We start from the raw sequence: 20,207 nt of genomic DNA on the forward strand, positions 1-20,207 counted from the left end.
CACGCGTAGACTTCGCGCGTGGCCAAGGTGACGCGGGACGATGTGGCACGACTGGCGGGGACTTCGACCGCGGTCGTCAGCTACGTCATCAACAACGGACCCCGGCCGGTCGCCCCGGCCACGCGCGAGCGGGTACTCGCAGCGATCAAGGAGCTGGGGTACCGGCCCGACCGGGTCGCGCAGGCGATGGCCTCCCGGCGCACCGACCTCATAGGCATGATCGTGCCCGACGCCCGGCAGCCTTTCTTCGCCGAGATGGCACACGCGGTCGAACAGGCCGCCGCCGAGCGCGGGAAAATGGTGCTCGTCGGCAATTCCGACTACCGCGACGAACGTGAGGTCCACTATCTGCGGGCCTTCCTCGGCATGCGCGTCTCCGGTCTGATCCTGGTCAGCCAGGGCATGAGCGAACGCGCGGCCGCCGAGATCGAGGCGTGGGACGCACGGGTCGTCCTGCTCCACGAGCGGCCGGAGGCGATCGACGACGTCGCCGTCGTCACGGACGACATCGGCGGCGCACAGCTCGCGACCCGGCACCTGCTCGAGCACGGGCACGAGTACGTCGCCTGTCTCGGCGGCGTCGAGTCGACCCCGTCGGTCGGCGACCCTGTCGCCGACCACGTCGAGGGCTGGCGCCGGGCCATGCAGGAGTCCGGCCGCACGACGGAGGGGCGGCTCTTCCAGGCCCCGTACAACCGTTACGACGCCTACCAGGTCGCGCTGAAGCTGCTCGCCGGTCCGGACCGCCCGCCGGCGATCTTCTGCTCGACCGACGACCAGGCCTTCGGCGTCCTGCGGGCCGCCCGTGAGCTGCGGATCGACGTGCCGTCCGAGCTCGCGGTGGCCGGCTTCGACGACGTCAAGGAGGCGGCCCTGACGGACCCGCCCCTCACGACGATCTCCTCCGACCGTCCGGCGATGGCCCGCGCGGCGATCGACCTGGTCCTCGACGACGGCCTGAGGCTGGCGGGCTCACGGCGCGAACGGGTCAAGCAGTTCCCCTCGGGTCTGGTGATCCGCCGCTCCTGCGGGTGCGGCAAGCCGTAGCGGCCGAACGGCACAGGCCGGGCACGCTCCCCCTGTCCGGGTGCCGCTTCATCAGGTGCCGTGCCGGTGCCGTCGACCGGTACGGCCGCCCACCGCTCGGCCTGCGACCTTATATCGGGCATACACGGTTCTGTCGGGCTTCTCAGCGCTGTCTCAGACAGCTCTCATCCGGCCCGACGAGAGTCGATGCCATGAGCGACCACTACCGCCGTAGCGGCGACGATGCCCACCCCCAGCAGCCGTACGGTTCTCCCCTCGCGCAGGAGGCGGGCGGCGGATACCCGCCGGTCCCGCCCTACCACCCCGGCGACGCCACGGCCGGGCACACACCGGGCCCGCACACACCCCCTCCCGCACAGGCTGCCACTTACGCGCCCGTGCCGGCCCCGCGTGCCCGGGCGAAGCGTCCCGTCGCGCTGCTCGCCGCCGTGGCCGTCGTCGCGGCGGCCTTCGGCGGCGGGGCCTCCGTCCTCGTCGGGGAGCTCACCGGAGGCACGGGAAGCGTCGGCTCCGGCGCGGTGACCGGCACGAATGTCTCGCAGAGCAGCAAGGGCACGGTCGCCGGCGTCGCACAGGCGGTCTCCCCGAGCATCGTGGAGATCAGCGCGAACTCGAACACCGGGCAGTCCACCGGCTCCGGTGTGATCATCACCGAGGACGGCGAGATCGTCACCAACAACCACGTCATCTCCGGCGCTTCGACGATCAAGGTGCAGCTCAGCAGCGGCAGGACGTACGAGGCGGACGTCCTCGGCACCGATCCCGGCAAGGACCTCGCCCTCATCAAGCTCCGGGGCGCGTCCGGTCTGAAGGCCGCCTCGCTCGGCGACTCCGGCAAGGTCAAGGTCGGCGACGAGGTCGTGGCGATCGGCTCGCCGGAGGGCCTGACCGGCACGGTGACGAGCGGCATCGTCTCCGCGCTCGACAGGGACGTGACCGTGGCCAAGGACGAGGAGCAGCCGCAGCAGCAGGACCCGCGGCAGGGCTGGCCCTTCGAGTTCGGCGGGCGGCAGTTCAACGGCGACACCGGCGACTCGACGACCACCTACAAGGCGATCCAGACCGACGCCTCCCTCAACCCCGGCAACTCCGGCGGCGCGCTGATCAATATGAACGGCGAGATCATCGGCATCAACTCGGCCATGTACTCCCCCAGTTCCGCCACGGGGTCCACCGCGGGCAGCGTCGGGCTCGGCTTCGCGATCCCGATCGACACCGTCAAGGCCGACCTGGACGCGCTCCGCTCCGGCGACGGCAACTGATCGCGTGCGAGGCTTGGTCCATGACTGAAGGTGAGCGCATCCTGATCGTCGACGACGAGCCCGCAGTGCGTGAGGCGCTCCAGCGCTCGCTCGCGTTCGAGGGGTACGTCACCGAAGTCGCCGCCGACGGCATCGACGCCCTCGCCCGCGCGGAGGCGTACGCACCCGACCTGATCGTCCTCGACATCCAGATGCCCCGGATGGACGGTCTGACCGCGGCCCGCCGGCTGCGGGCCGCCGGATCGACGGTGCCCATCCTGATGCTCACGGCCCGCGACACCGTCGGCGACCGGGTCACCGGCCTCGACGCCGGCGCGGACGACTACCTGGTCAAGCCGTTCGAGCTGGACGAGCTGTTCGCCCGTATCCGCGCGCTGCTCCGGCGCAGTTCGTACGCCACGGCCGGACCGGGGGGCGCTGAGGAGGACGTGCTGTCCTTCGCCGACCTGCGGATGGACCTCGCGACCCGGGAGGTCACCCGCGGCACCCGCCGGGTCGAGCTGACCCGTACCGAGTTCACGCTGCTGGAGCTGTTCCTGGCACATCCGCGCCAGGTGCTCACCCGTGAGCAGATCCTCAAATCCGTATGGGGCTTCGACTTCGAGCCGAGCTCCAACTCCCTGGACGTGTATGTCATGTACCTGCGGCGCAAGACGGAGGCGGCCGGCGAGCCGCGCCTCGTCCACACGGTGCGCGGCGTGGGGTACGCGCTGCGCACCGGCGGCCCGGAATGACGAACAGGTTCCGCGCGCTTCCCCTGCGCTCCCGTCTGGCGCTGCTGGTGGCGACAGCGGTGGCGGTGGCCGTCGCCGCCGCGGCCAGCGTGTGCTGGCTGGTGGTGCGCAGCGCGCTGGTCGACTCGCTCGACAACGCGCTCAGCACCAACCGGATGGCGCCGCGCCAGGTGCTCGCCTTCATCGACCCCGCGGGTCAGTGCCGCAAGGCGGCCCCCGCCCGTCCCGACACCGACCTCTTCAAGTCGACGATCCAGTTGCTGGACCGCGAGGGGAACAGCTGCGTGGTCCTCGGTGACGAGTCGGTCGACGTGACCGACGCCGATATCGACGTCGCCGGCGGCCGGTCCGACTCCTCGTTCCACAACGCCACGGCGTCCGACGGCTCCGAGTACCGCGTCTTCACCTATCCCATCGAGGGCTACGCGGGCGCGGTGATCGTCGCTCGTCCCCTCAGCGAGGTCGACGACACGCTCGGCAATCTGACGCTGGTGCTGGCACTGGTCGCCGGCGCCGGTGTGCTGGGCGCCGGCGCGGCAGGTGCCTGGGTCGCCAGGACCGGTCTGCGTCCGGTGGACGAACTGACGGGCGCGGTCGAGCATGTGGCCCGCACCGAGGACCTGAGCGTCCGCATCCCGGTCGAGGGGGACGACGAGATCGCCCGGCTGTCCAGGTCGTTCAACTCGATGACCGCGGCGCTGGCGTCCTCCCGCGACCTCCAGCAGCAACTGATCGCGGACGCCGGCCACGAGCTGCGCACGCCTCTGACATCGCTGCGCACCAACATCGAGCTGCTCGCCAGGAGCGAGGAGACCGGCCGTGCCATCCCGCCCGACGACCGCAGGGCGCTGCTCGCCTCTGTCAAGGCGCAGATGACCGAACTGGCCGCGCTCATCGGCGACCTCCAGGAGCTGTCCCGGCCCGACGTGGGCGCGAGCGGCAAGGTGCAGGTGGTGGCCCTGCACGAGATCACGCAGGCGGCCCTCGACCGCGCACGGCTGCGCGGCCCGGAGCTGACGTTCACGGCCCGGCTGGAGCCCTGGTACGTACGGGCCGACCAGGCCGCGCTGGAGCGGGCGCTGGTCAACGTGCTGGACAACGCCGTGAAGTTCTCGCCCCCGGGGGCCGAGGTCGAGGTGGGCCTGAGCGGCGGTGAGCTGACGGTCCGCGACCACGGGCCGGGCATCCCGCCGGAGGAACTGCCGCACGTCTTCGAACGGTTCTGGCGCTCGCCCTCGGCGCGGGCGCTGCCCGGTTCGGGGCTGGGGCTGTCGATCGTGGCGCGTACGGTCCGGCAGGCGGGGGGCGACGTCGCCCTGGGACCGGCCGCCGGCGGCGGCACCCGCGCGGTGATCCGCCTGCCGGGGGCGGCGGGCCCGCCTCCGCCCACCCCCTGAAACATCTCGCGAGACGCAACGTCTTGCCAGGGTGGGGCCCACGCACTACTCCCTCATCGAAACGAACCGTCTCGTCTCCATCTCTTGCCGTCCGCCGAAGGAAGCGCCCTTGTTCCCAGCCACCGCCCCCGCCGCCCAGTTCGTCGTCACCGACGTCACCAAGCGCTACGACGATCGAGGCAGCGCCGGCGCAGTACGCGGGGTCGCTGGTGCTGGTCACCGGGCGGCGTTCGACGGGCCGGAGTTCCCGCTCACCCCCTGCCGACGACCCGCCAGTGAAGGCGTTCTTGACGACCCACTACGGTCGTGTACATGCAGCCTCAACAGCCGTACCGGGCCCCCGTCCCGCCACCCCCGCCCATGCCGCCCACCCGGCCCGCCCGCGGCAGGGGTCCGCTGATGACCGCCCTGCTGGTCGGGCTTCTGGTGGGCGGCGGAGGCGTCGGTGCGGCCTGGGCGCTGACGGGCGCGGGCTCGGGAGAGGACGCGGTCGGTTCCGGGCCCGCGTCCGACGCGCGAGGCGCGTGCGCGGCCCTCGCCGGCTTCGACGAGTCCACGTACGCGGCCGAGGGGAACGAGGGCGAGGTGGCGCTCCACCGCTGGAACGGGGCCGTGGCGCTGGCCGAGGCCGCTGCCGCGGGCGACCCGGCCCACGAGCCGCTCGCTGACGCCCTGCGCCGGGCGGCGAACCGCCAGAGGCAGGTCTTCGAGTTCGACGCCCAGGTGATGAAGGAGCTGGCCACGGCACGGGAGATCTGCGCCGCGGATCGCTGATGCCTCAGCCGTTGTGACGGATGAGCGAATCCACCAGTCCTGCCCGCGTGTTGGGGAAATCGAGCGGAACGACGCCGAGGCCCCGCCAGCCGCTCGCCTCCGCGCCGTCGATGAAGCGGTGGACTCGCGGGTTGAGGTTGTCGGAGTTCCATCGGGGCGGCAGATACGCCGACGTGCTCACGTAGTTGACGAACAGTTTGCCCGGTTGCTGAACCGCCCTGCGGAAGTGCGCCTCGATCTTCGTGAACTTGGGGTCGGGCAGGGCGTTCCAGTCGTCCTGGATGTCGAACCACGTGCCGTCCGCGTACCGCACGCCGGGCAGACCGCCGTTGTCGCCGAGGAGCACGACGCGCCCGCGCGCCTCGCCCAGCACCGGGATGCCGTCGCCGATACGGAAGAGCGGCCGCCAGCCGCGACGGTCGAGGTAGTCGTCGAAGATCGCGCGGAAGGTGGCGTCGCCGTCCGAGGAGTACTCCTGCTTGACGCGCATCAGCACGGTCTCCGACGGGTGCGCGGCAAGGAAGTCGCGGCAGGCGAGGAGGACATCACCGAACATCATGTTCTGGTAGGACGGGCCGTGGTGGATGGCGAACGAGCCCCCGGTGACCCGGCACCGGATGTCGAGGAAACGGATGCCGCTGCCCAACTGCTCGGCGATGGTGGTGTTCTGGCATTCGCTCCACAGCCCGCCGAAGCGTGCACCGGAGTCGTGGGTGCCCGGGATCGTGAGTCTCTGCAGCGGGGTCGAGTCGGCCTGGCCGGCCATCCAGTCCTGTGCGGACAGGGTGCGGCGGGGCGCGGCGGTGGCGTGGGGGGCGCCGATGAGGGCGGCTGTCGACAGTGCGGCAGCGCCTGCGAGGAATCTCCGTCGGTCCATGGCGAGGGAGTATGACGCGTTCACGTCAGAGGCGCCAGACTCCCGTACCGCCCGGTAACGACAAGGGGGCGGCAGGCTTCGCGCCTGCCGCCCCCATCGCCGGGCCGTGCTACTGAACGACCGTGATCCGGTCGGCCTTCGGCGGCACGATCGGCGCGGAGGCCGAGGAGTTCGCCGCCAGGTAGGCGTTGAAGACTTCCAGGTCGGAGGCGCCCACCAGCTTGTTGGTGTGCGCCTTCAGGGCGGAGAAGCCGTCACCGCCGCCCGCGAGGAACTCGTTCATCGCGACGCGGTAGGTCTTCGACGGGACGATCGCCTCGCCGTTCAGCTTCACCGAGTCCACGACGATCCGGTCGGCGCCGGTCTTCGTCAGGTCCAGGGTGTACGTGAAGCCCCGCGATACCTGGAGGATCTTCGGGGAGGCCTCGTTCGGGCCGCTGACCTGCTGCTGGAGCGCGGTGATCAGCTGGGCGCCCGTCAGGTCGACGACGTTCATCATGTTGGTGAAAGGCTGGACCGTGAAGGCCTCGCCGTACGTCACCACACCGTCGCCCTCGCTGCCCGACGCCTTGTACACCAGGTCCGAGCGGATACCGCCCGGGTTCATCAGGGCCAGCTGCGCCCCGCCCTTGTCCGCCGGGGCGAGGCCCGCGAGCTGCGCGTCCGCGATGAGGTCGCCGAGAGGCTTCTCCGGGGTGGTGGCGCCACGGCCGTTGATGTCGGCGGAGATGAAGCCCTGCGGCCGGTTCGCGATCGGCGCGGCCAGCTTGTTCCAGCGGGTGATCAGGTCGGTCATGTCCTGGGCCTTGGCCTGGTCACGGCTGACCACGTGGTTCGCCGACTGCACGGACGTCCGCACGATGTCCTTGGTGCGGCGGTCGTAGGTGAGCGTCGTGTCCGTGTAGAGCTTGCCGTACGAGGACGCCGACGTGACCATGCGCGGCTTGCCGGACGGGTCCGGGATCGTGCACACGTACGCCTGGTGGGTGTGGCCGGTGACCAGCGCGTCGACCCGCGGCGTGATGTTCTTGGCGATGTCCGCGATCGGGCCGGAGATGCCGTCGCCCGCACCCGGCGAGTCGCAGTCGTAGTTGTACGACGTCGACGCCGGGGAGCCGCCCTCGTGGATGAGCGCGACGATCGACTTCACGCCCTTGCGGTCGAGCTCACGGGCGTACTTGTTGATCGTCTCGACCTCGTCATGGAACGCCAGGCCCTTGATGCCGTTGGCGCTGACGATGTCCGGCGTGCCTTCCAGCGTCACCCCGATGAAGCCGATCTTGACGCCGTTCCTCTCCCAGACCGTGTACGGCTTGAGGATCGGCTTGCCCGTGGACTCCTTGGTGACGTTGGCAGCCAGGTAGGGGAAGTCCGCGCCCTCGAACTCCTTGCCCTCCTCGAAGCAGCCGTCCGTCGGGTGGCAGCCGCCGTTCTGCAGGCGGGCCAGCTCGACGGCGCCCTCGTCGAATTCGTGGTTGCCCACGCCCGCCACGTCGAGGTCGAGCTTGTTCAGCGCCTCGACCGTCGGCTCGTCGTGGAAGAGACCGGACAGCAGCGGGCTCGCGCCCACCAGGTCACCGGCGGCGGCGGTGACGGAGTACGGGTTGCCCTGGCGCGCCGTGCGCAGCGACGTCGCCAGGTACTCGACGCCGCCGGCCGGGATGGACTTGACCGTGCCGTCGTGCTGGATCTCGGAGACGTTGCCGGCGGAGCCGGCCGGCGGCTCCAGGTTGCCGTGCAGGTCGTTGAAGGAGAGCAGCTGCACATCGACGGTGCGGCCATGGTGCGGCCGATGGTCGGCCTGCTCGCCGGGGGCGGCGCCGGCCGGCATGGCGGCGATGAGCGCGCCGACGGTCGCGAGACCGGCGGCGGCCGCGAGCACGCGGCGGTTCCGCTTGGCCGCGCGATGGTTGGGAGGTGTCGCTGACATCTGTCCCCTTGTCAGTCCAGCGTGGTGTGAGGGTGCGAGCGGCAGCCTAGAGTCAACGCGCGTAGCGCGACAGGGGGATGTGGGTTACGACCTGGTTGCCGTCTTTCGTCAACTGGTGATTACCGCACCATCACCCGCATGACGGACATATCTCCGCACATGTGGCGGCCACTTCGGCCCCTCGGCCTCTCGAGCCGCCGACCGGCACCCCCTCCGCCGTACCCTCGAAGCATGACGATCGACGCAGTGATTCCGGAGCCCGGCCGGCAGATCCAGTCCCTCGACGAGCTCACCTCCGAGCAGGCGGAGGCCGTGCTGGGCCTGCTCGCGGAGGCCGCGCGGAACGACGGGATGCAGGCCGTCTCCGAGCAGGGCCGGCTGCAGCTGCGCGGCGGGCGACGGGAAGGCGTACGCCACTTCCTGCTCACCGTCGGCGATCAGCTCGTCGGCTACGCCCAGCTGGAGGACACCGACCCCGTCGAGGCTCCGGCGGCCGAACTCGTCGTCCACCCCGGCCACCGGGGCCGCGGGCACGGACGGGCGCTCGGCACGACGCTCCTGAACGCCTCCGGCCGGCGGCTGCGGGTGTGGGCGCACGGCGGCAAGTCGGCCGCACGACACCTCGCCCAGGTGCTCGGCCTCACGCTCTTCCGCGAACTGCGCCAGCTCCGGCGCCCGTTGGACCTGCGGGACATCCCCGAACCGGTCTACCCGGCCGGCGTCACCGTGCGGACCTTCCGGCCCGGCGAGGACGACGCCGCGTGGCTCACCGTGAACGCCGCCGCCTTCGCCCACCACCCCGAGCAGGGCTCCCTGACGCAGCGGGACCTCGACGACCGCAAGGCCGAGCCGTGGTTCGACCCGAAGGGCTTCTTCCTGGCCGAGCGGGACGGCGAGATCGTCGGCTTCCACTGGACGAAGGTCCACGCCGAGGAGCAGCTCGGCGAGGTGTACGTGGTCGGCATCCGCCCCGACGCCCAGGGCGGCGGCCTGGGCAAGGCCCTCACCGCCACCGGCCTGCGGCACCTCGCCGCGCAGGGCATGCCGACCGCGATGCTCTACGTCGACGCCGACAACCCCGCCGCGCTGCGCGTGTACGAGCAGCTCGGCTTCGCCACCCACGAGGTCGACCTGATGTACCGCACGGAATCCTGACAGCGGCTCGGGGGCGCCCTTCCGGGCAGCGCTCGGGCGGACAAGGGGCGGTGTCCGTTGACACCGCCCCTTTTCTGCATCACCATTCCACTACTCAACTAGTGAAAGGGTGGTGCAGCGACATGGTCGAGTTCCGGATCGACCGGCACAGCGGGGTCGCCACCTACCTCCAGATCGTCCAGCAGACCAAACAGGCCCTGCGGCTCGGCCTGCTGGAGCCGGGCGACCGGCTGCCGACGGCCCGCGAGGTCGTCGAGGCCACCGCGATCAACCCGAACACCGTGCTCAAGGCCTACCGCGAACTGGAGCGCGAAGGGCTCGTCGAGGCCCGCCGGGGCCTCGGCACGTTCATCACCCGCACCCTCGGCGGCCAGGCCGCCGACACCCCGCTGCGGGCCGAACTCGCCGACTGGGTCGACCGGGCGCGCGGCGCCGGGCTCGAGCCGGACGACATCACGGCGCTGATCACCTCCGTGCTGGAGGAGCGCACACAGGACGACGACAAGGGGGACGGCGCATGACGGCGACCGCGATCGAGGCGACGGGCCTCGGCCTGGCCTACGGGAAGCGGGGCCGCCGGGCCCTGCACGACTGCTCGTTCCGCATACCGGTCGGCCGCGTATGCGCCCTCGCCGGACCCAACGGAGCCGGCAAGTCCACGCTGCTCGCCCTCGCGGCGGGTCTGCTCCGGCCGGGCGACGGGGCGCTGCGGGTCCTCGGCGGCACACCCTCCGACGTACGCTCACGCCTGGCGTACGTCGCCCAGGACAAGCCGCTGTACCCCCAGTTGACGGTCCGCGAGACACTGCGGCTGGGTCAGGAGCTCAACCCCGGCCGGTGGGACGCGACCGTCGCGGAACGGATCGTCGAGGAGGGCGGCGGTCTCGACCCCAGCGCCCGGATCCGCAGCCTCTCCGGCGGACAGCGCACCCGCGTCGCCCTCGCCCTCGCGCTCGGCAAGCGCCCCGAACTGATGCTGCTGGACGAGCCGATGGCCGACCTCGACCCGCTGGCACGCCACCGGCTGATGGCGGCCCTGATGACGGAGGCGGCCGACCACGGCACCACCATCGTGATCTCCTCGCACATCCTGTCCGAGCTGGAGACCACCTGCGACTACGTCCTCCTCGTCGACGGCGGCCGGGTGCGCCTCGCCGGCGAGACGGAGGACCTGATCGCCGCCCACACCCTGCTCACCGGGCCGGTCGCCGACCTGCCCGACCACACCGTCGTCGAATCCCGCACGACGGGTCGTCAGTTGACCGCGCTGGTACGGGGGTCCCGCGCGGTCGGCGGTCGATGGCGGGCCGCGAGGCCGTCCCTGGAGGAACTGCTCATGGCGCATCTGCGCAGCCCCGACGCCCCGGTGCTGCTCACCCCCAGCGCGGAGGTGGCGGCCGCATGAGCGCGCTCACCACGTCCCGCCCACGGCTGCGGGGCATCACCTGGGTCGTCGTCCACCAGCACCGCCGCATCCTGAGCACCGCGGCCGCCCTGCTGGCCGCCGCGGCGGCCGTCACGGCCGGGCTGCGGATCGCGTACGGGACGAGCTCGTACGACGACACCGGCGGCGGCCTCTTCACACGCTTCGCCTACCAGGGCGGGCTCTCCGCCGTCGCCGACTTCCTCACGAACGCCGCCCTGCTGCTGCCGCTGCTCGTCGCCGCCCTCGTGGCAGGACCGATGATCGGCCGGGAGCTGGAGAGCGGGACCCACAAGCTGGTCTGGGCGCAGTCGGTGTCCCCCGTCCGCTGGCTCGCCGCCAAGGTCGCGGTGCCCGCGGCGGCCGTCGCCGTCACCACCGTGGGCCTGACCGTCCTCTTCCGGATCCTGTCCGGCCCCGTCGCCTGGGATTACCGGCTCGCCTGGCACGACCGGCAGGTCTTCCTCGTCCTCGGGCCGACCCTGCTCGCCTACGGTCTCCTCGCGGTCGCCGTCGGCGCCCTCGCCGGCCTGCTGGTGCGCCGCACCCTGATCGCGATGTCCGTCGCGGGCATCACGACCGGAACGGTCATGCTCGCCCTGTCGTCCCAGTGGGGCGCACTGTGGCCGACCAGCAGTGCCCTGAGAACCGGTCCCGGGATGTTCCCCTCGCGGGAGGGGTGGCTCGTGACCGACACCGGACCGCTGACCGCGTCCGGCGAACGCCTCCACGACGACATCTGCTACGTCCCCGACCCCGCACGCTGCTTCGCCGAGCACGACGTCGTCGGCCGCTGGTGGGACTATCATCCGGCGTCGCACCTGTGGCCGCTCCAGCTCGTCGAGACCGGCATCGTCCTCGCCCTCGCCGCCGCGGCGGCCTGCGCGGCCTTCCGGGTCTTCCGCAGCCGCCACGCCTGACCCGCCCGACAGGCAGTACGGCCCCGGGAACGACCCCCGGGGGCCGTACTGCGCTTTCCCTCACGTCATGTCCTTGTTACCGGGCATTCAGACGCCCTTGCGACCCTCACCCAATGCAGCCCGCTGTGCCCGCCTCCCCCAACGGGAGAAAACGTCTCGCCCCGGCCCTCTCCGACGCGCCGTCGACGCCTCTCGCGCGGAACAATGGGCCCATGAGCCAGCAGCCCGCCGAGGTCCCGGTCCAGCACCCCCAGCCGTCCGTAGCGTCCATAGCCGCGCACCGGCCGCATACCGTCGCCGCCACGGTCTCCGATCTCGAGCCCGACCTCGACGCCGACCTCGATTCGTACCAGGAGGACCCGGAGTCGACGCTCGGCACGGAGCTGCCCCAGGGGCGGTTCCTCGACCGCGAGCGCAGCTGGCTCGCGTTCAACGAGCGGGTCCTCGAGCTCGCGGAGGACCCCGCCACGCCGCTGCTCGAACGCGCCAACTTCCTCGCGATCTTCGCGTCCAACCTGGACGAGTTCTTCATGGTCCGCGTCGCCGGCCTGAAGCGCCGGATCGCGACGGGCGTCGCCACGCGTTCGGCCTCGGGCCTCCAGCCCCGCGAGGTCCTCGACCTGATCTGGACCCGCTCGCGCGAACTCATGGCCCGGCACGCCGCCTGCTACCAGCAGGACGTCGCCCCCGCCCTGGCCGACGAAGGCATCCACCTGATCCGCTGGCCCGACCTGACGGAGAAGGAGCAGGCCCGCCTCTTCACGCTCTTCAGGCAGCAGATCTTCCCCGTCCTGACCCCGCTGGCCGTGGATCCCGCGCACCCCTTCCCGTACATCTCGGGCCTCTCCCTCAACCTCGCGGTCGTGGTGCGCAACCCCGTCAGCGGGCACCGCCACTTCGCCCGGGTCAAGGTCCCGCCGCTGCTGTCCCGCTTCCTGGAGGCCTCGCCCCAGCGGTACGTGCCCCTGGAGGACGTCATCGCGGCGCACCTCGAGGAACTCTTCCCGGGGATGGAGGTCCTCGCCCACCACATGTTCCGGGTCACCCGGAACGAGGACCTGGAGGTCGAGGAGGACGACGCGGAGAACCTCCTCCAGGCGCTGGAGAAGGAGCTCATGCGGCGCCGCTTCGGTCCGCCGGTGCGCCTCGAGGTCGAGGAGTCGATCGACCCGTACGTGCTCGACCTGCTGGTGCGCGAGCTGAAGGTGTCCGACGCCGAGGTGTACCCGCTGCCCGGACCGCTGGACCTCACGGGACTCTTCGGCATCTCGGCGCTGGACCGGCCGGAACTGAAGTTCCCCAAGTTCATCGCGGGCACCCACCGGGACCTGGCGGAGGTCGAGTCGGCGTCCGCGCCCGACATCTTCATGGCGCTGCGCGAACGGGACGTGCTGCTGCACCATCCGTACGACTCCTTCTCCACGTCCGTCCAGGCCTTCCTGGAGCAGGCCGCGGGCGACCCCGACGTCCTCGCGATCAAGCAGACGCTGTACCGCACGTCCGGCGACTCCCCGATAGTCGACGCGCTGATCGACGCCGCCGAGTCCGGCAAGCAGGTCCTCGTCCTCGTCGAGATCAAGGCCCGCTTCGACGAGCAGGCCAACATCAAGTGGGCGCGCAAGCTCGAGGAGTCCGGCTGCCACGTCGTCTACGGGCTCGTCGGCCTGAAGACCCACTGCAAGCTGTCGCTCGTGGTCCGCCAGGAGGGCGAGACGCTGCGGCGCTACTCGCACGTCGGCACCGGCAACTACCACCCGAAGACCGCCCGGCTCTACGAGGACCTGGGGCTGCTGACCGCCGACCCGCAGGTCGGCGCGGACCTCTCCGACCTGTTCAACCGGCTGTCCGGCTACTCGCGCCGCGAGACGTACCGCAGGCTGCTGGTCGCGCCGAAGTCGCTGCGAGACGGCCTGATCTCACGAATCAACAAGGAGATCGTCCACCACCGCGCGGGACGCCCAGCCTACGTCCGCATCAAGGTCAACTCGATGGTGGACGAGGCGATCATCGACGCCTGCTACCGGGCGGCGATGGCGGGCGTGCCGGTGGACATCTGGGTGCGCGGCATCTGCGCGATACGCCCCGGCGTGACCGGCCTCTCGGAGAACATCCGGGTCCGCTCGATCCTCGGCCGCTTCCTGGAGCACTCCCGGGTCTTCGCCTTCGGCAACGGCGGCGAGCCGGAAGTGTGGTTCGGAAGCGCCGACATGATGCACAGGAACCTCGATCGCCGGATCGAGGCGCTGGTACGGGTCACCGACCCGGCCCACCGCGCGGCCCTCACCAGGCTCTTCGAGACCGGCATGTCCGACACCACCGCCTCCTGGCACCTCGGCCCGGACGGCGCGTGGACCCGGCATGCGACGGACTCCGACGGCCAGCCGCTGCGGCACGTACAGGAGATGCTCATAGACGCCCGGAGGCGCCGGCGTGCACAGCCCTGAACTTTCCCGGCCGGACACCGTCGTCGCGGGCACGGCGGGCGAGGCGGTGGCCCACTATCTCCACGCCCAGGCCGCCGACTTCCTGCGCAGTCTGCGCCGGCACGGTGAGAGCGGCGCGGAGACGGCGGCCGTCGCGGACGCGGCCCGCTCGCTGCGGGCCGCGTCCCGCCGCATCAGCGGGACGCTCCACACCTTCCGTCCGCTGCTCGACCCGGCCTGGGCGGACGGCCTGCGCACGGAGCTGGGGTGGCTGTCCACGACCCTGGCCCTGGAGCACGCGTGCACCTCACGCCTGTCCCGCCTGCTGGACGCCCTTTCCCGCCTTTCGGGCACGGCCCCGCTGCCGCCGGCCCGAGGCGAGAGCCTGCCGCTGCACGGCTCCGCGGCACACAACGGTTCGGGAGGGGCCGAGTCCCGTCCCCACGGACCTACCGGCTCCGGCCCTGCTGCCGCGGAGGTCCCGACGGGCACCTCGCACACCGACGACGCGGGTGACGGGGCACCGGTCCCTCTCGCGGACGGCCACGCCACGCCGCCGACAGCGGGTGAAGGTCCGGCCTCCCGAGGCGTCCGGGCCACAGTGACCACACCGGCAACCGACCGTGCCGGGCGTACTGCCGGCTCCCCCTCCGGCAACGGCGCGCTCGCCGTGGGGGCCGCCCGGGCCGCGGCGCTGCTGGAGCGGCAGCTCACCCTCGCCCGGACCCGCGCCCACTCCGGCGCACTCCAGGCGCTCGGCTCTGCACGCTTCCACGCGGTCGCCGACGCCGTCGCTTTACTGGCCTCCGAGCTCCCGCTCGGCCCCGCGGCCGCCGGTCCGGCCGTCGAGACCCTGGTGCTGCCCGCGGAGTCCGCCGAGCGACGGCTGCTGGCTGCCGTCGCCGAACTGCCGCTGCGCAGGGCGGCCCACCCGTACAACGCGGAAGCACTGTTCAGCGGCCTCGCCGCGGCCTCCGCCGGTGAGGCACAGGACGCCCCCTGGCACGAGGTCCGCAGACTGCTGCGGCTGCACCGCTACGCGCAGGAGGTGCTGCACCCCGGCACCGACCCCGCCCTGCGCCACGCGGGCATCCTCCTCGACCGGCACCGCGACGCGGCGGAAGCGGCCTCGGCGGCGGCCACCGCGGCCCGCACCCCGCGCATCGCCCCGGCCACCGCGTACGCCCTCGGCGTGCTCCACGCCGACCAGCGTCACGAGGTCGAGGCGGCCAGGTTCGCCTTCCAGCAGGAGTGGCGGCACACCACCACGGCGGTCACGGCGCCATGAACGGCGGGGCCACCGTGCTCGCCGCGGGGTGCGTGCTCTGGCGCCGCTCCCCGCACCGGGACGGCGGCATCGAGATCTGCCTGGTCCACCGGCCCAAGTACGACGACTGGTCCCACCCGAAGGGCAAGCTCAAGCACGGCGAGGACACCCTCGCCGCGGCCCTGCGCGAGGTGCTGGAGGAGACCGGCCACCGCTGCGTCCCCGGTGCCCGCCTCCCCACCGTGCGCTACGTCGCGAACGGCCGGCCCAAGCAGGTCTCCTACTGGGCCGCCGAGGCGACCAGCGGTTCCTTCGCCGCCGGCGACGAGGTCGACGCCATCGTGTGGCTGCCCCCCGCCGCCGCGCGGACCCGGGTCACCCAGCCCCGCGACCGCTCACTGGTCGACGCGCTCCTCCAGACATTGCACACAGCGTGAGCACTCGGGAGCGTCACGTATGCACCGGACACGCAAACGAGTGAACATTCGAACGGGCACCGGGTCGCCGGGCACGGTTCACCTTGCGTTCACTCTCGCCAGTCGGCCGCTTCATCTCATCTGCCTAATTTCGGCCTCAGACGGTGACCGGCACGGCGCCGGTCCCCCCACCCCGACGCACGCCGCCACGGACGGCGGCAACTGGAAGGAACACCAGAAAGTGAAGCTTCAGCGCAAGAACGGGCTTCGCGCCACCGCGCTCGGCGCCCTCGCGATCTCCGGCGCCCTGGTCCTCACGGCGTGTGGCTCGGACAACAACACGGCCACCGGCCCCGACGGCGGCGACAAGACCAACGCCGCGTCGAACATCAAGTGCGAAGACGCCAAGGGCCAGATCCTCGCGGCCGGCTCGAGCGCGCAGAAGAACGCCATGGACCTGTGGGTGAAGAACTTCCAGGCCGCCTGTTCCGGTGTCGAGGTCAACTACCAGCCCATCGGCTCCGGTGGCGGTATCACCAAGTTCACCCAGGGCCAGGTCGCCTTCGCCGGCTCCGACTCCGCGCTGAAGCCGGAAGAGGTCGAGGAGTCGAAGAAGATCTGCAAGGGCGGCCAGGGGATCAACCTCCCGATGGTCGGCGGCCCCGTCGCGATCGGCTACAACCTGGAGGGCGTGGACAACCTCGTCCTCGACTCCACGACCATCGCGAAGATCTTCGACTCGAAGATCACCAAGTGGAACGACCCGGCCATCGCCAAGCTCAACCCCGACGCGAAGCTGCCGAGCTCCTCCATCCAGGCCTTCCACCGCTCCGACGAGTCGGGCACCACGCAGAACCTGCACAAGTACCTCAGCGAGGCCGCCCCGGCCGACTGGAAGCACGACCCCAAGTCGAAGTCGTGGCTGGCCCCCGGTGGCCAGGCCGCCAACGGCTCCTCCGGTGTCGCCGCACAGGTGAAGCAGACGCAGGGCTCGATCGGCTACTTCGAGCTGTCGTACGCGACCTCGCAGTCGATCTCCACCGTCAAGCTGGACACCGGTGCCGCCGCCCCGGTCGAGGCCACGAGCGAGAACGCCTCGAAGGCCATCGCCGCCGCCAAGATCAAGGGCACCGGCAAGGACCTGGCCCTCTCCCTCGACTACAAGACCAAGGCCGAGGGCGCCTACCCGATCATCCTCGTGACGTACGAGATCGCCTGCGACAAGGGCAACAAGGCGGAGACCCTGCCGACCCTGAAGGCGTTCCTCAACTACACCGCGAGCGACGAGGGCCAGAAGGTCCTCACGGACGCCGGCTACGCGCCGCTGCCCGCCGAGATCGCGACCAAGGTCCGCGAGATCGTCCCCACCCTGTCCTGATGTCCGGCCGGGGCCGGTCCGCCTGGACGGACCGGCCCCGGCTTCCGGTGCACCGCCGCCTGGAGCCTCACAGCTCCGCAGACCGGAGACCCCGATGGATACAGCAACCACCACATCAGCCCCACCGCCCCGTGCCCCGCAGCAAACGGGCACCACCCGCGGCAAGCCCCGTCCCGGTGACCGAATATTCCTGGGCCTGTCCCGGGGAGCAGGCATCTCCCTCCTGGTCATCATGGCCGCGATCGCGGGATTCCTCGCGTACCGCGCGGGCATCGCCATCTCGAAGGACGACGCCAACTTCCTGACCACGTCCGAGTGGAACCCGGCCGGTGACCCGCCGGTCTTCGGCATCGCCGTACTGGCCTTCGGCACCGTCGTCAGCTCGGTCATCGCGATGGTCATCGCCGTGCCGGTCGCCATCGGCATCGCGCTGTTCATCTCGCACTACGCGCCGCGGAAGCTCGCCACGCCCCTCGCGTACGTCGTCGACCTGCTCGCCGCCGTGCCCAGCATCATCTACGGCCTCTGGGGCGCCATCTTCCTGGTCCCCTACCTCGACGGCCTGAACAGCTGGCTCAACGAGTACTTCGGCTGGACGTACATCTTCGAGAAGACCGGCGAAGGCGTCGCCCGTAACCTGTTCACCGTGGGCATCCTGCTCGCGATCATGATCCTGCCGATCATCACCAACGTCACCCGCGAGGTCTTCCTCCAGGTGCCGAAGATGCACGAAGAGGCCGCCCTGGCGCTCGGCGCCACCCGCTGGGAGGTCATCCGGATGTCGGTGCTGCCCTTCGGCCGCTCCGGCATCATCAGCGCCTCCATGCTGGGCCTCGGCCGTGCCCTCGGCGAGACGATGGCCGTCGCCGTCGTCCTGTCGCCGAGCTTCATCATCTCCGGGCACCTGCTCGACCCGGGCGGCGGCACCTTCGCCCAGAACATCGCCGCCAAGTTCAACGAGGCGGACGAATTCGGCCGTGACGCCCTCATCGCCTCCGGCCTCGTCCTGTTCGTGATCACCCTGCTGGTCAACGGAGCGGCCCGCGCGATCATCGCCCGCCGCAAGGAGTACTCGGGGGCCAACGCATGAGCCAGCTCGTCCAGGACAAGCGTCCGGTGACCACCGTGCGCACCGGTCCGCTCTCCCACGCCCGCCTCCCGCGCTGGGCCCCGGCGGCCATCGCGGCCGGTTCGATCGCCGCGGGCTGCGGCATCGGCCTGGCGGCCGGCTGGCACAGCCGCGTCCAGTGGGGCATCATCGCCGCCCTCGTCTTCGTCCTCGCCACCTACGTGATCACCACGAAGGTCGAGAACTCCCGCCAGGCCAAGGACCGCGTCGCCACCAGCCTCGTCTGGGTGTGCTTCGTGCTCGCCGTCGTGCCGCTGTTCTCGCTGGCCTGGGTCACGATCACCAAGGGCCTGGAGGTGGTCGACGGCTACTTCCTCGGCCACTCCATGAACGGCGTCCTCGACGCCGAGCCCGGCGGCGGCATCTACCACGCCCTGCTCGGCACCATCGAGCAGGTCCTCATCGCCGCGGTCATCGCCGCCCCGATCGGCCTGCTCACCGCGATCTACCTCGTCGAGTACGGGCGCGGGAAGCTGGCCAAGGCCGTCACCTTCTTCGTCGACGTCATGACCGGCATCCCCTCCATCGTCGCGGGCCTGTTCGTCCTCGCCACCTGGAACCTGATGCTCGGCTTCGGCCCCTCCGGTTTCGCCGGCGGTCTCGCCCTCGCCATCCTGATGATGCCGGTGGTCGTCCGCTCCACCGAGGAAATGCTGAAGCTGGTCCCGAACGAGCTGCGCGAAGCCTCACTCGCCCTGGGCGTACCGAAGTGGCGGACCATCCTGAAGGTGGTCCTGCCCACCGCGATCGGTGGCATCACCACCGGCGTGATGCTCGCCGTCGCGCGTGTCACCGGTGAGACCGCTCCGGTACTGCTGCTCGTGTTCGGCACGAAGCTGATCAACCCGAACCCCTTCGAAGGCGCCCAGTCCTCCCTGCCGCTGTACGTGTACGAGCAGTACGCCGTCGGCACCGACGCCTCGATCGCGCGCGCCTGGGGCGCCGCCCTGGTTCTGATCGCCTTCGTCATGATCCTCAACCTGGTGGCCCGCGGCATCGCCCGCTGGAAGGCCCCGAAGACCGGAAAGTAGAAAGACCATGGCCAAGCGAATCGACGTATCGGGCCTGACCGCCTACTACGGCTCCCACAAGGCGATCGACGACATCTCCATGACCGTGGAGCCCCGCTCCGTGACCGCCTTCATCGGCCCGTCCGGCTGCGGAAAGTCCACCTTCCTGCGCACCCTGAACCGCATGCACGAGGTCACCCCCGGCGGCCGCGTCGAGGGCAAGGTGCTGCTGGACGACGAGAACCTCTACGCCAAGGACGTCGACCCGGTCGCCGTGCGCCGCACGGTCGGCATGGTCTTCCAGCGGCCCAACCCGTTCCCCACGATGTCGATCTTCGACAACGTCGCGGCGGGCCTGCGGCTGAACGGCAACTACAAGAAGAACCAGCTGGCGGACATCGTCGAGCGCTCCCTGCGGGGCGCGAACCTCTGGAACGAGGTCAAGGACCGGCTCAACAAGCCCGGCTCCGGCCTCTCCGGCGGCCAGCAGCAGCGCCTGTGCATCGCCCGCGCGATCGCGGTCGAGCCGGACGTGCTGCTGATGGACGAGCCCTGCTCGGCGCTCGACCCGATCTCGACGCTCGCGATCGAGGACCTGATCGGCGAGCTGAAGGAGCGCTTCACGATCGTCATCGTGACGCACAACATGCAGCAGGCGGCTCGCGTCTCGGACCGCACGGCGTTCTTCAACCTCTCGGCGGTCGGGCAGCCCGGCAAGCTGATCGAGATCGACGACACCGAGCGGATCTTCGCCAACCCGTCCGTGCAGGCGACCGAGGACTACATCTCCGGCCGCTTCGGCTGACAGACGCCCCGGACCGCCGGGGAGCAGACGTCCTGGGGTGCTGCATGGCGGTGCCACCCCAAGACGAAGGGCCCGCCCCTCTCCCAGGGGGCGGGCCCACCACGTCCTCCACCACCACCGTGCCGCAGCCCTCGCCTCTCCGCAGCGCGCGGGCGGGGCCGGACCGGGCGGGGCCCGACGCGACCGGCCGTCCGGGCCACACCGAGCCCCGATGCGCGGGCGGTCCGGGTGCAGGTCCGGACCCTGACAGCGCGGGGGCA

18 protein-coding genes are annotated in these 20,207 nt (G+C 71.1%); 16 read left to right on the forward strand and 2 right to left on the reverse strand.

Annotated elements, in window-relative coordinates; all coding sequences use genetic code 11:
* The first annotated feature begins 18 nt into the window (after nucleotides 1–18).
* The 5 genes from MDN94_RS06430 to MDN94_RS06450 all read left to right on the forward strand — a co-directional run bounded on the left by MDN94_RS06430 (nucleotide 19) and on the right by MDN94_RS06450 (nucleotide 5,214).
* Nucleotides 19–1,047 carry a LacI family DNA-binding transcriptional regulator gene (locus tag MDN94_RS06430; RefSeq protein WP_482724975.1) on the forward strand — a complete coding sequence of 343 codons (1,029 nt, stop codon included), beginning with the start codon at nucleotides 19–21 and terminating at the stop codon, nucleotides 1,045–1,047.
* Between the two features lie 191 nt (nucleotides 1,048–1,238).
* Nucleotides 1,239–2,309, forward strand: a complete 1,071-nt coding sequence (locus tag MDN94_RS06435; protein WP_482724976.1) for a S1C family serine protease — start codon at nucleotides 1,239–1,241, stop codon at nucleotides 2,307–2,309.
* Between the two features lie 20 nt (nucleotides 2,310–2,329).
* A complete protein-coding gene (locus MDN94_RS06440) occupies nucleotides 2,330–3,043 on the forward strand; it encodes a response regulator transcription factor (RefSeq protein ID WP_441266814.1) in 714 nt (237 codons plus the stop codon).
* The gene (locus MDN94_RS06445; RefSeq protein ID WP_482724977.1) at nucleotides 3,040–4,440 is read left to right on the forward strand and encodes a HAMP domain-containing sensor histidine kinase; all 1,401 of its coding nucleotides are present in this window, start codon (nucleotides 3,040–3,042) and stop codon (nucleotides 4,438–4,440) included. The genes MDN94_RS06440 and MDN94_RS06445 overlap by 4 nt, the downstream gene beginning before the upstream one ends.
* 312 nt (nucleotides 4,441–4,752) lie before the next feature.
* Complete coding sequence (locus MDN94_RS06450) at nucleotides 4,753–5,214, forward strand: hypothetical protein (protein WP_482724978.1); 462 nt, start codon at nucleotides 4,753–4,755, stop codon at nucleotides 5,212–5,214.
* A gap of 4 nt (nucleotides 5,215–5,218) precedes the next feature.
* Here the strand turns inward: MDN94_RS06450 and MDN94_RS06455 are convergent, their stop codons facing one another.
* Both MDN94_RS06455 and MDN94_RS06460 read right to left on the reverse strand, forming a co-directional pair.
* On the reverse strand, nucleotides 5,219–6,091 hold the full coding sequence (locus MDN94_RS06455) for a phosphatidylinositol-specific phospholipase C (protein ID WP_482724979.1): 873 nt from the start codon (nucleotides 6,089–6,091) through the stop codon (nucleotides 5,219–5,221).
* Between the two features lie 109 nt (nucleotides 6,092–6,200).
* Nucleotides 6,201–8,021: a bifunctional metallophosphatase/5'-nucleotidase gene (locus MDN94_RS06460; RefSeq protein WP_482724980.1), complete on the reverse strand. Its 1,821-nt coding sequence runs from the start codon at nucleotides 8,019–8,021 to the stop codon at nucleotides 6,201–6,203.
* 231 nt (nucleotides 8,022–8,252) lie between these two features.
* Here MDN94_RS06460 and mshD point away from each other — a divergent pair, with 231 nt between their 5' ends.
* The 11 genes from mshD (at nucleotide 8,253) to pstB (ending at nucleotide 19,947) form a co-directional block, all read left to right on the forward strand.
* Nucleotides 8,253–9,176 (forward strand): mycothiol synthase, encoded by a 924-nt coding sequence (gene mshD / locus MDN94_RS06465; RefSeq protein WP_482724981.1) that lies wholly within the window; start codon nucleotides 8,253–8,255, stop codon nucleotides 9,174–9,176.
* Nucleotides 9,177–9,298: 122 nt separating this feature from the next.
* Nucleotides 9,299–9,697, forward strand: a complete 399-nt coding sequence (locus MDN94_RS06470; RefSeq protein WP_482724982.1) for a GntR family transcriptional regulator — start codon at nucleotides 9,299–9,301, stop codon at nucleotides 9,695–9,697.
* On the forward strand, nucleotides 9,694–10,581 hold the full coding sequence (locus MDN94_RS06475) for an ABC transporter ATP-binding protein (RefSeq protein ID WP_482724983.1): 888 nt from the start codon (nucleotides 9,694–9,696) through the stop codon (nucleotides 10,579–10,581). Before MDN94_RS06470 ends, MDN94_RS06475 begins: the two co-directional genes overlap by 4 nt.
* A complete protein-coding gene (locus tag MDN94_RS06480; protein WP_482724984.1) occupies nucleotides 10,578–11,519 on the forward strand; it encodes an ABC transporter permease in 942 nt (313 codons plus the stop codon). Before MDN94_RS06475 ends, MDN94_RS06480 begins: the two co-directional genes overlap by 4 nt.
* Before the next feature lie 212 nt (nucleotides 11,520–11,731).
* Complete coding sequence (locus MDN94_RS06485; protein ID WP_482724985.1) at nucleotides 11,732–13,963, forward strand: RNA degradosome polyphosphate kinase; 2,232 nt, start codon at nucleotides 11,732–11,734, stop codon at nucleotides 13,961–13,963.
* Entirely contained in the window at nucleotides 13,950–15,230 is a 1,281-nt protein-coding gene (locus tag MDN94_RS06490; protein ID WP_482724986.1) for a CHAD domain-containing protein, read from the forward strand. The genes MDN94_RS06485 and MDN94_RS06490 overlap by 14 nt, the downstream gene beginning before the upstream one ends.
* Nucleotides 15,227–15,646, forward strand: a complete 420-nt coding sequence (locus tag MDN94_RS06495; RefSeq protein WP_482724987.1) for an NUDIX hydrolase — start codon at nucleotides 15,227–15,229, stop codon at nucleotides 15,644–15,646. Before MDN94_RS06490 ends, MDN94_RS06495 begins: the two co-directional genes overlap by 4 nt.
* 220 nt (nucleotides 15,647–15,866) lie before the next feature.
* Nucleotides 15,867–17,003 (forward strand): phosphate ABC transporter substrate-binding protein PstS, encoded by a 1,137-nt coding sequence (gene pstS, locus MDN94_RS06500; RefSeq protein ID WP_482724988.1) that lies wholly within the window; start codon nucleotides 15,867–15,869, stop codon nucleotides 17,001–17,003.
* A 94-nt stretch (nucleotides 17,004–17,097) separates the two neighbouring features.
* Nucleotides 17,098–18,093: a phosphate ABC transporter permease subunit PstC gene (pstC, locus tag MDN94_RS06505; RefSeq protein WP_482724989.1), complete on the forward strand. Its 996-nt coding sequence runs from the start codon at nucleotides 17,098–17,100 to the stop codon at nucleotides 18,091–18,093.
* Nucleotides 18,090–19,163: a phosphate ABC transporter permease PstA gene (pstA, locus tag MDN94_RS06510; protein ID WP_482724990.1), complete on the forward strand. Its 1,074-nt coding sequence runs from the start codon at nucleotides 18,090–18,092 to the stop codon at nucleotides 19,161–19,163. The genes pstC and pstA overlap by 4 nt, the downstream gene beginning before the upstream one ends.
* A gap of 7 nt (nucleotides 19,164–19,170) precedes the next feature.
* Nucleotides 19,171–19,947 carry a phosphate ABC transporter ATP-binding protein PstB gene (gene pstB / locus MDN94_RS06515; RefSeq protein WP_453467356.1) on the forward strand — a complete coding sequence of 259 codons (777 nt, stop codon included), beginning with the start codon at nucleotides 19,171–19,173 and terminating at the stop codon, nucleotides 19,945–19,947.
* Nucleotides 19,948–20,207 lie beyond the last annotated feature (260 nt).

Source organism: Streptomyces sp. WAC00040 (assembly GCF_056835925.1).

Excerpts from the sequence above, each read along its gene's own strand:
- MDN94_RS06485 (WP_482724985.1), top strand. The coding sequence starts at position 11,732 with ATGAGCCAGCAGCCCGCCGAGGTCCCGGTCCAGCACCCCCAGCCGTCC.
- pstB (WP_453467356.1), top strand. The coding sequence starts at position 19,171 with ATGGCCAAGCGAATCGACGTATCGGGCCTGACCGCCTACTACGGCTCC.
- MDN94_RS06440 (WP_441266814.1), top strand. The coding sequence starts at position 2,330 with ATGACTGAAGGTGAGCGCATCCTGATCGTCGACGACGAGCCCGCAGTG.
- mshD (WP_482724981.1), top strand. The coding sequence starts at position 8,253 with ATGACGATCGACGCAGTGATTCCGGAGCCCGGCCGGCAGATCCAGTCC.
- MDN94_RS06475 (WP_482724983.1), top strand. The coding sequence starts at position 9,694 with ATGACGGCGACCGCGATCGAGGCGACGGGCCTCGGCCTGGCCTACGGG.
- MDN94_RS06460 (WP_482724980.1), bottom strand. The coding sequence starts at position 8,021 with ATGTCAGCGACACCTCCCAACCATCGCGCGGCCAAGCGGAACCGCCGC.
- MDN94_RS06480 (WP_482724984.1), top strand. The coding sequence starts at position 10,578 with ATGAGCGCGCTCACCACGTCCCGCCCACGGCTGCGGGGCATCACCTGG.
- MDN94_RS06455 (WP_482724979.1), bottom strand. The coding sequence starts at position 6,091 with ATGGACCGACGGAGATTCCTCGCAGGCGCTGCCGCACTGTCGACAGCC.
- pstA (WP_482724990.1), top strand. The coding sequence starts at position 18,090 with ATGAGCCAGCTCGTCCAGGACAAGCGTCCGGTGACCACCGTGCGCACC.
- MDN94_RS06495 (WP_482724987.1), top strand. The coding sequence starts at position 15,227 with ATGAACGGCGGGGCCACCGTGCTCGCCGCGGGGTGCGTGCTCTGGCGC.
- MDN94_RS06470 (WP_482724982.1), top strand. The coding sequence starts at position 9,299 with ATGGTCGAGTTCCGGATCGACCGGCACAGCGGGGTCGCCACCTACCTC.
- MDN94_RS06450 (WP_482724978.1), top strand. The coding sequence starts at position 4,753 with ATGCAGCCTCAACAGCCGTACCGGGCCCCCGTCCCGCCACCCCCGCCC.
- MDN94_RS06445 (WP_482724977.1), top strand. The coding sequence starts at position 3,040 with ATGACGAACAGGTTCCGCGCGCTTCCCCTGCGCTCCCGTCTGGCGCTG.
- pstC (WP_482724989.1), top strand. The coding sequence starts at position 17,098 with ATGGATACAGCAACCACCACATCAGCCCCACCGCCCCGTGCCCCGCAG.
- MDN94_RS06435 (WP_482724976.1), top strand. The coding sequence starts at position 1,239 with ATGAGCGACCACTACCGCCGTAGCGGCGACGATGCCCACCCCCAGCAG.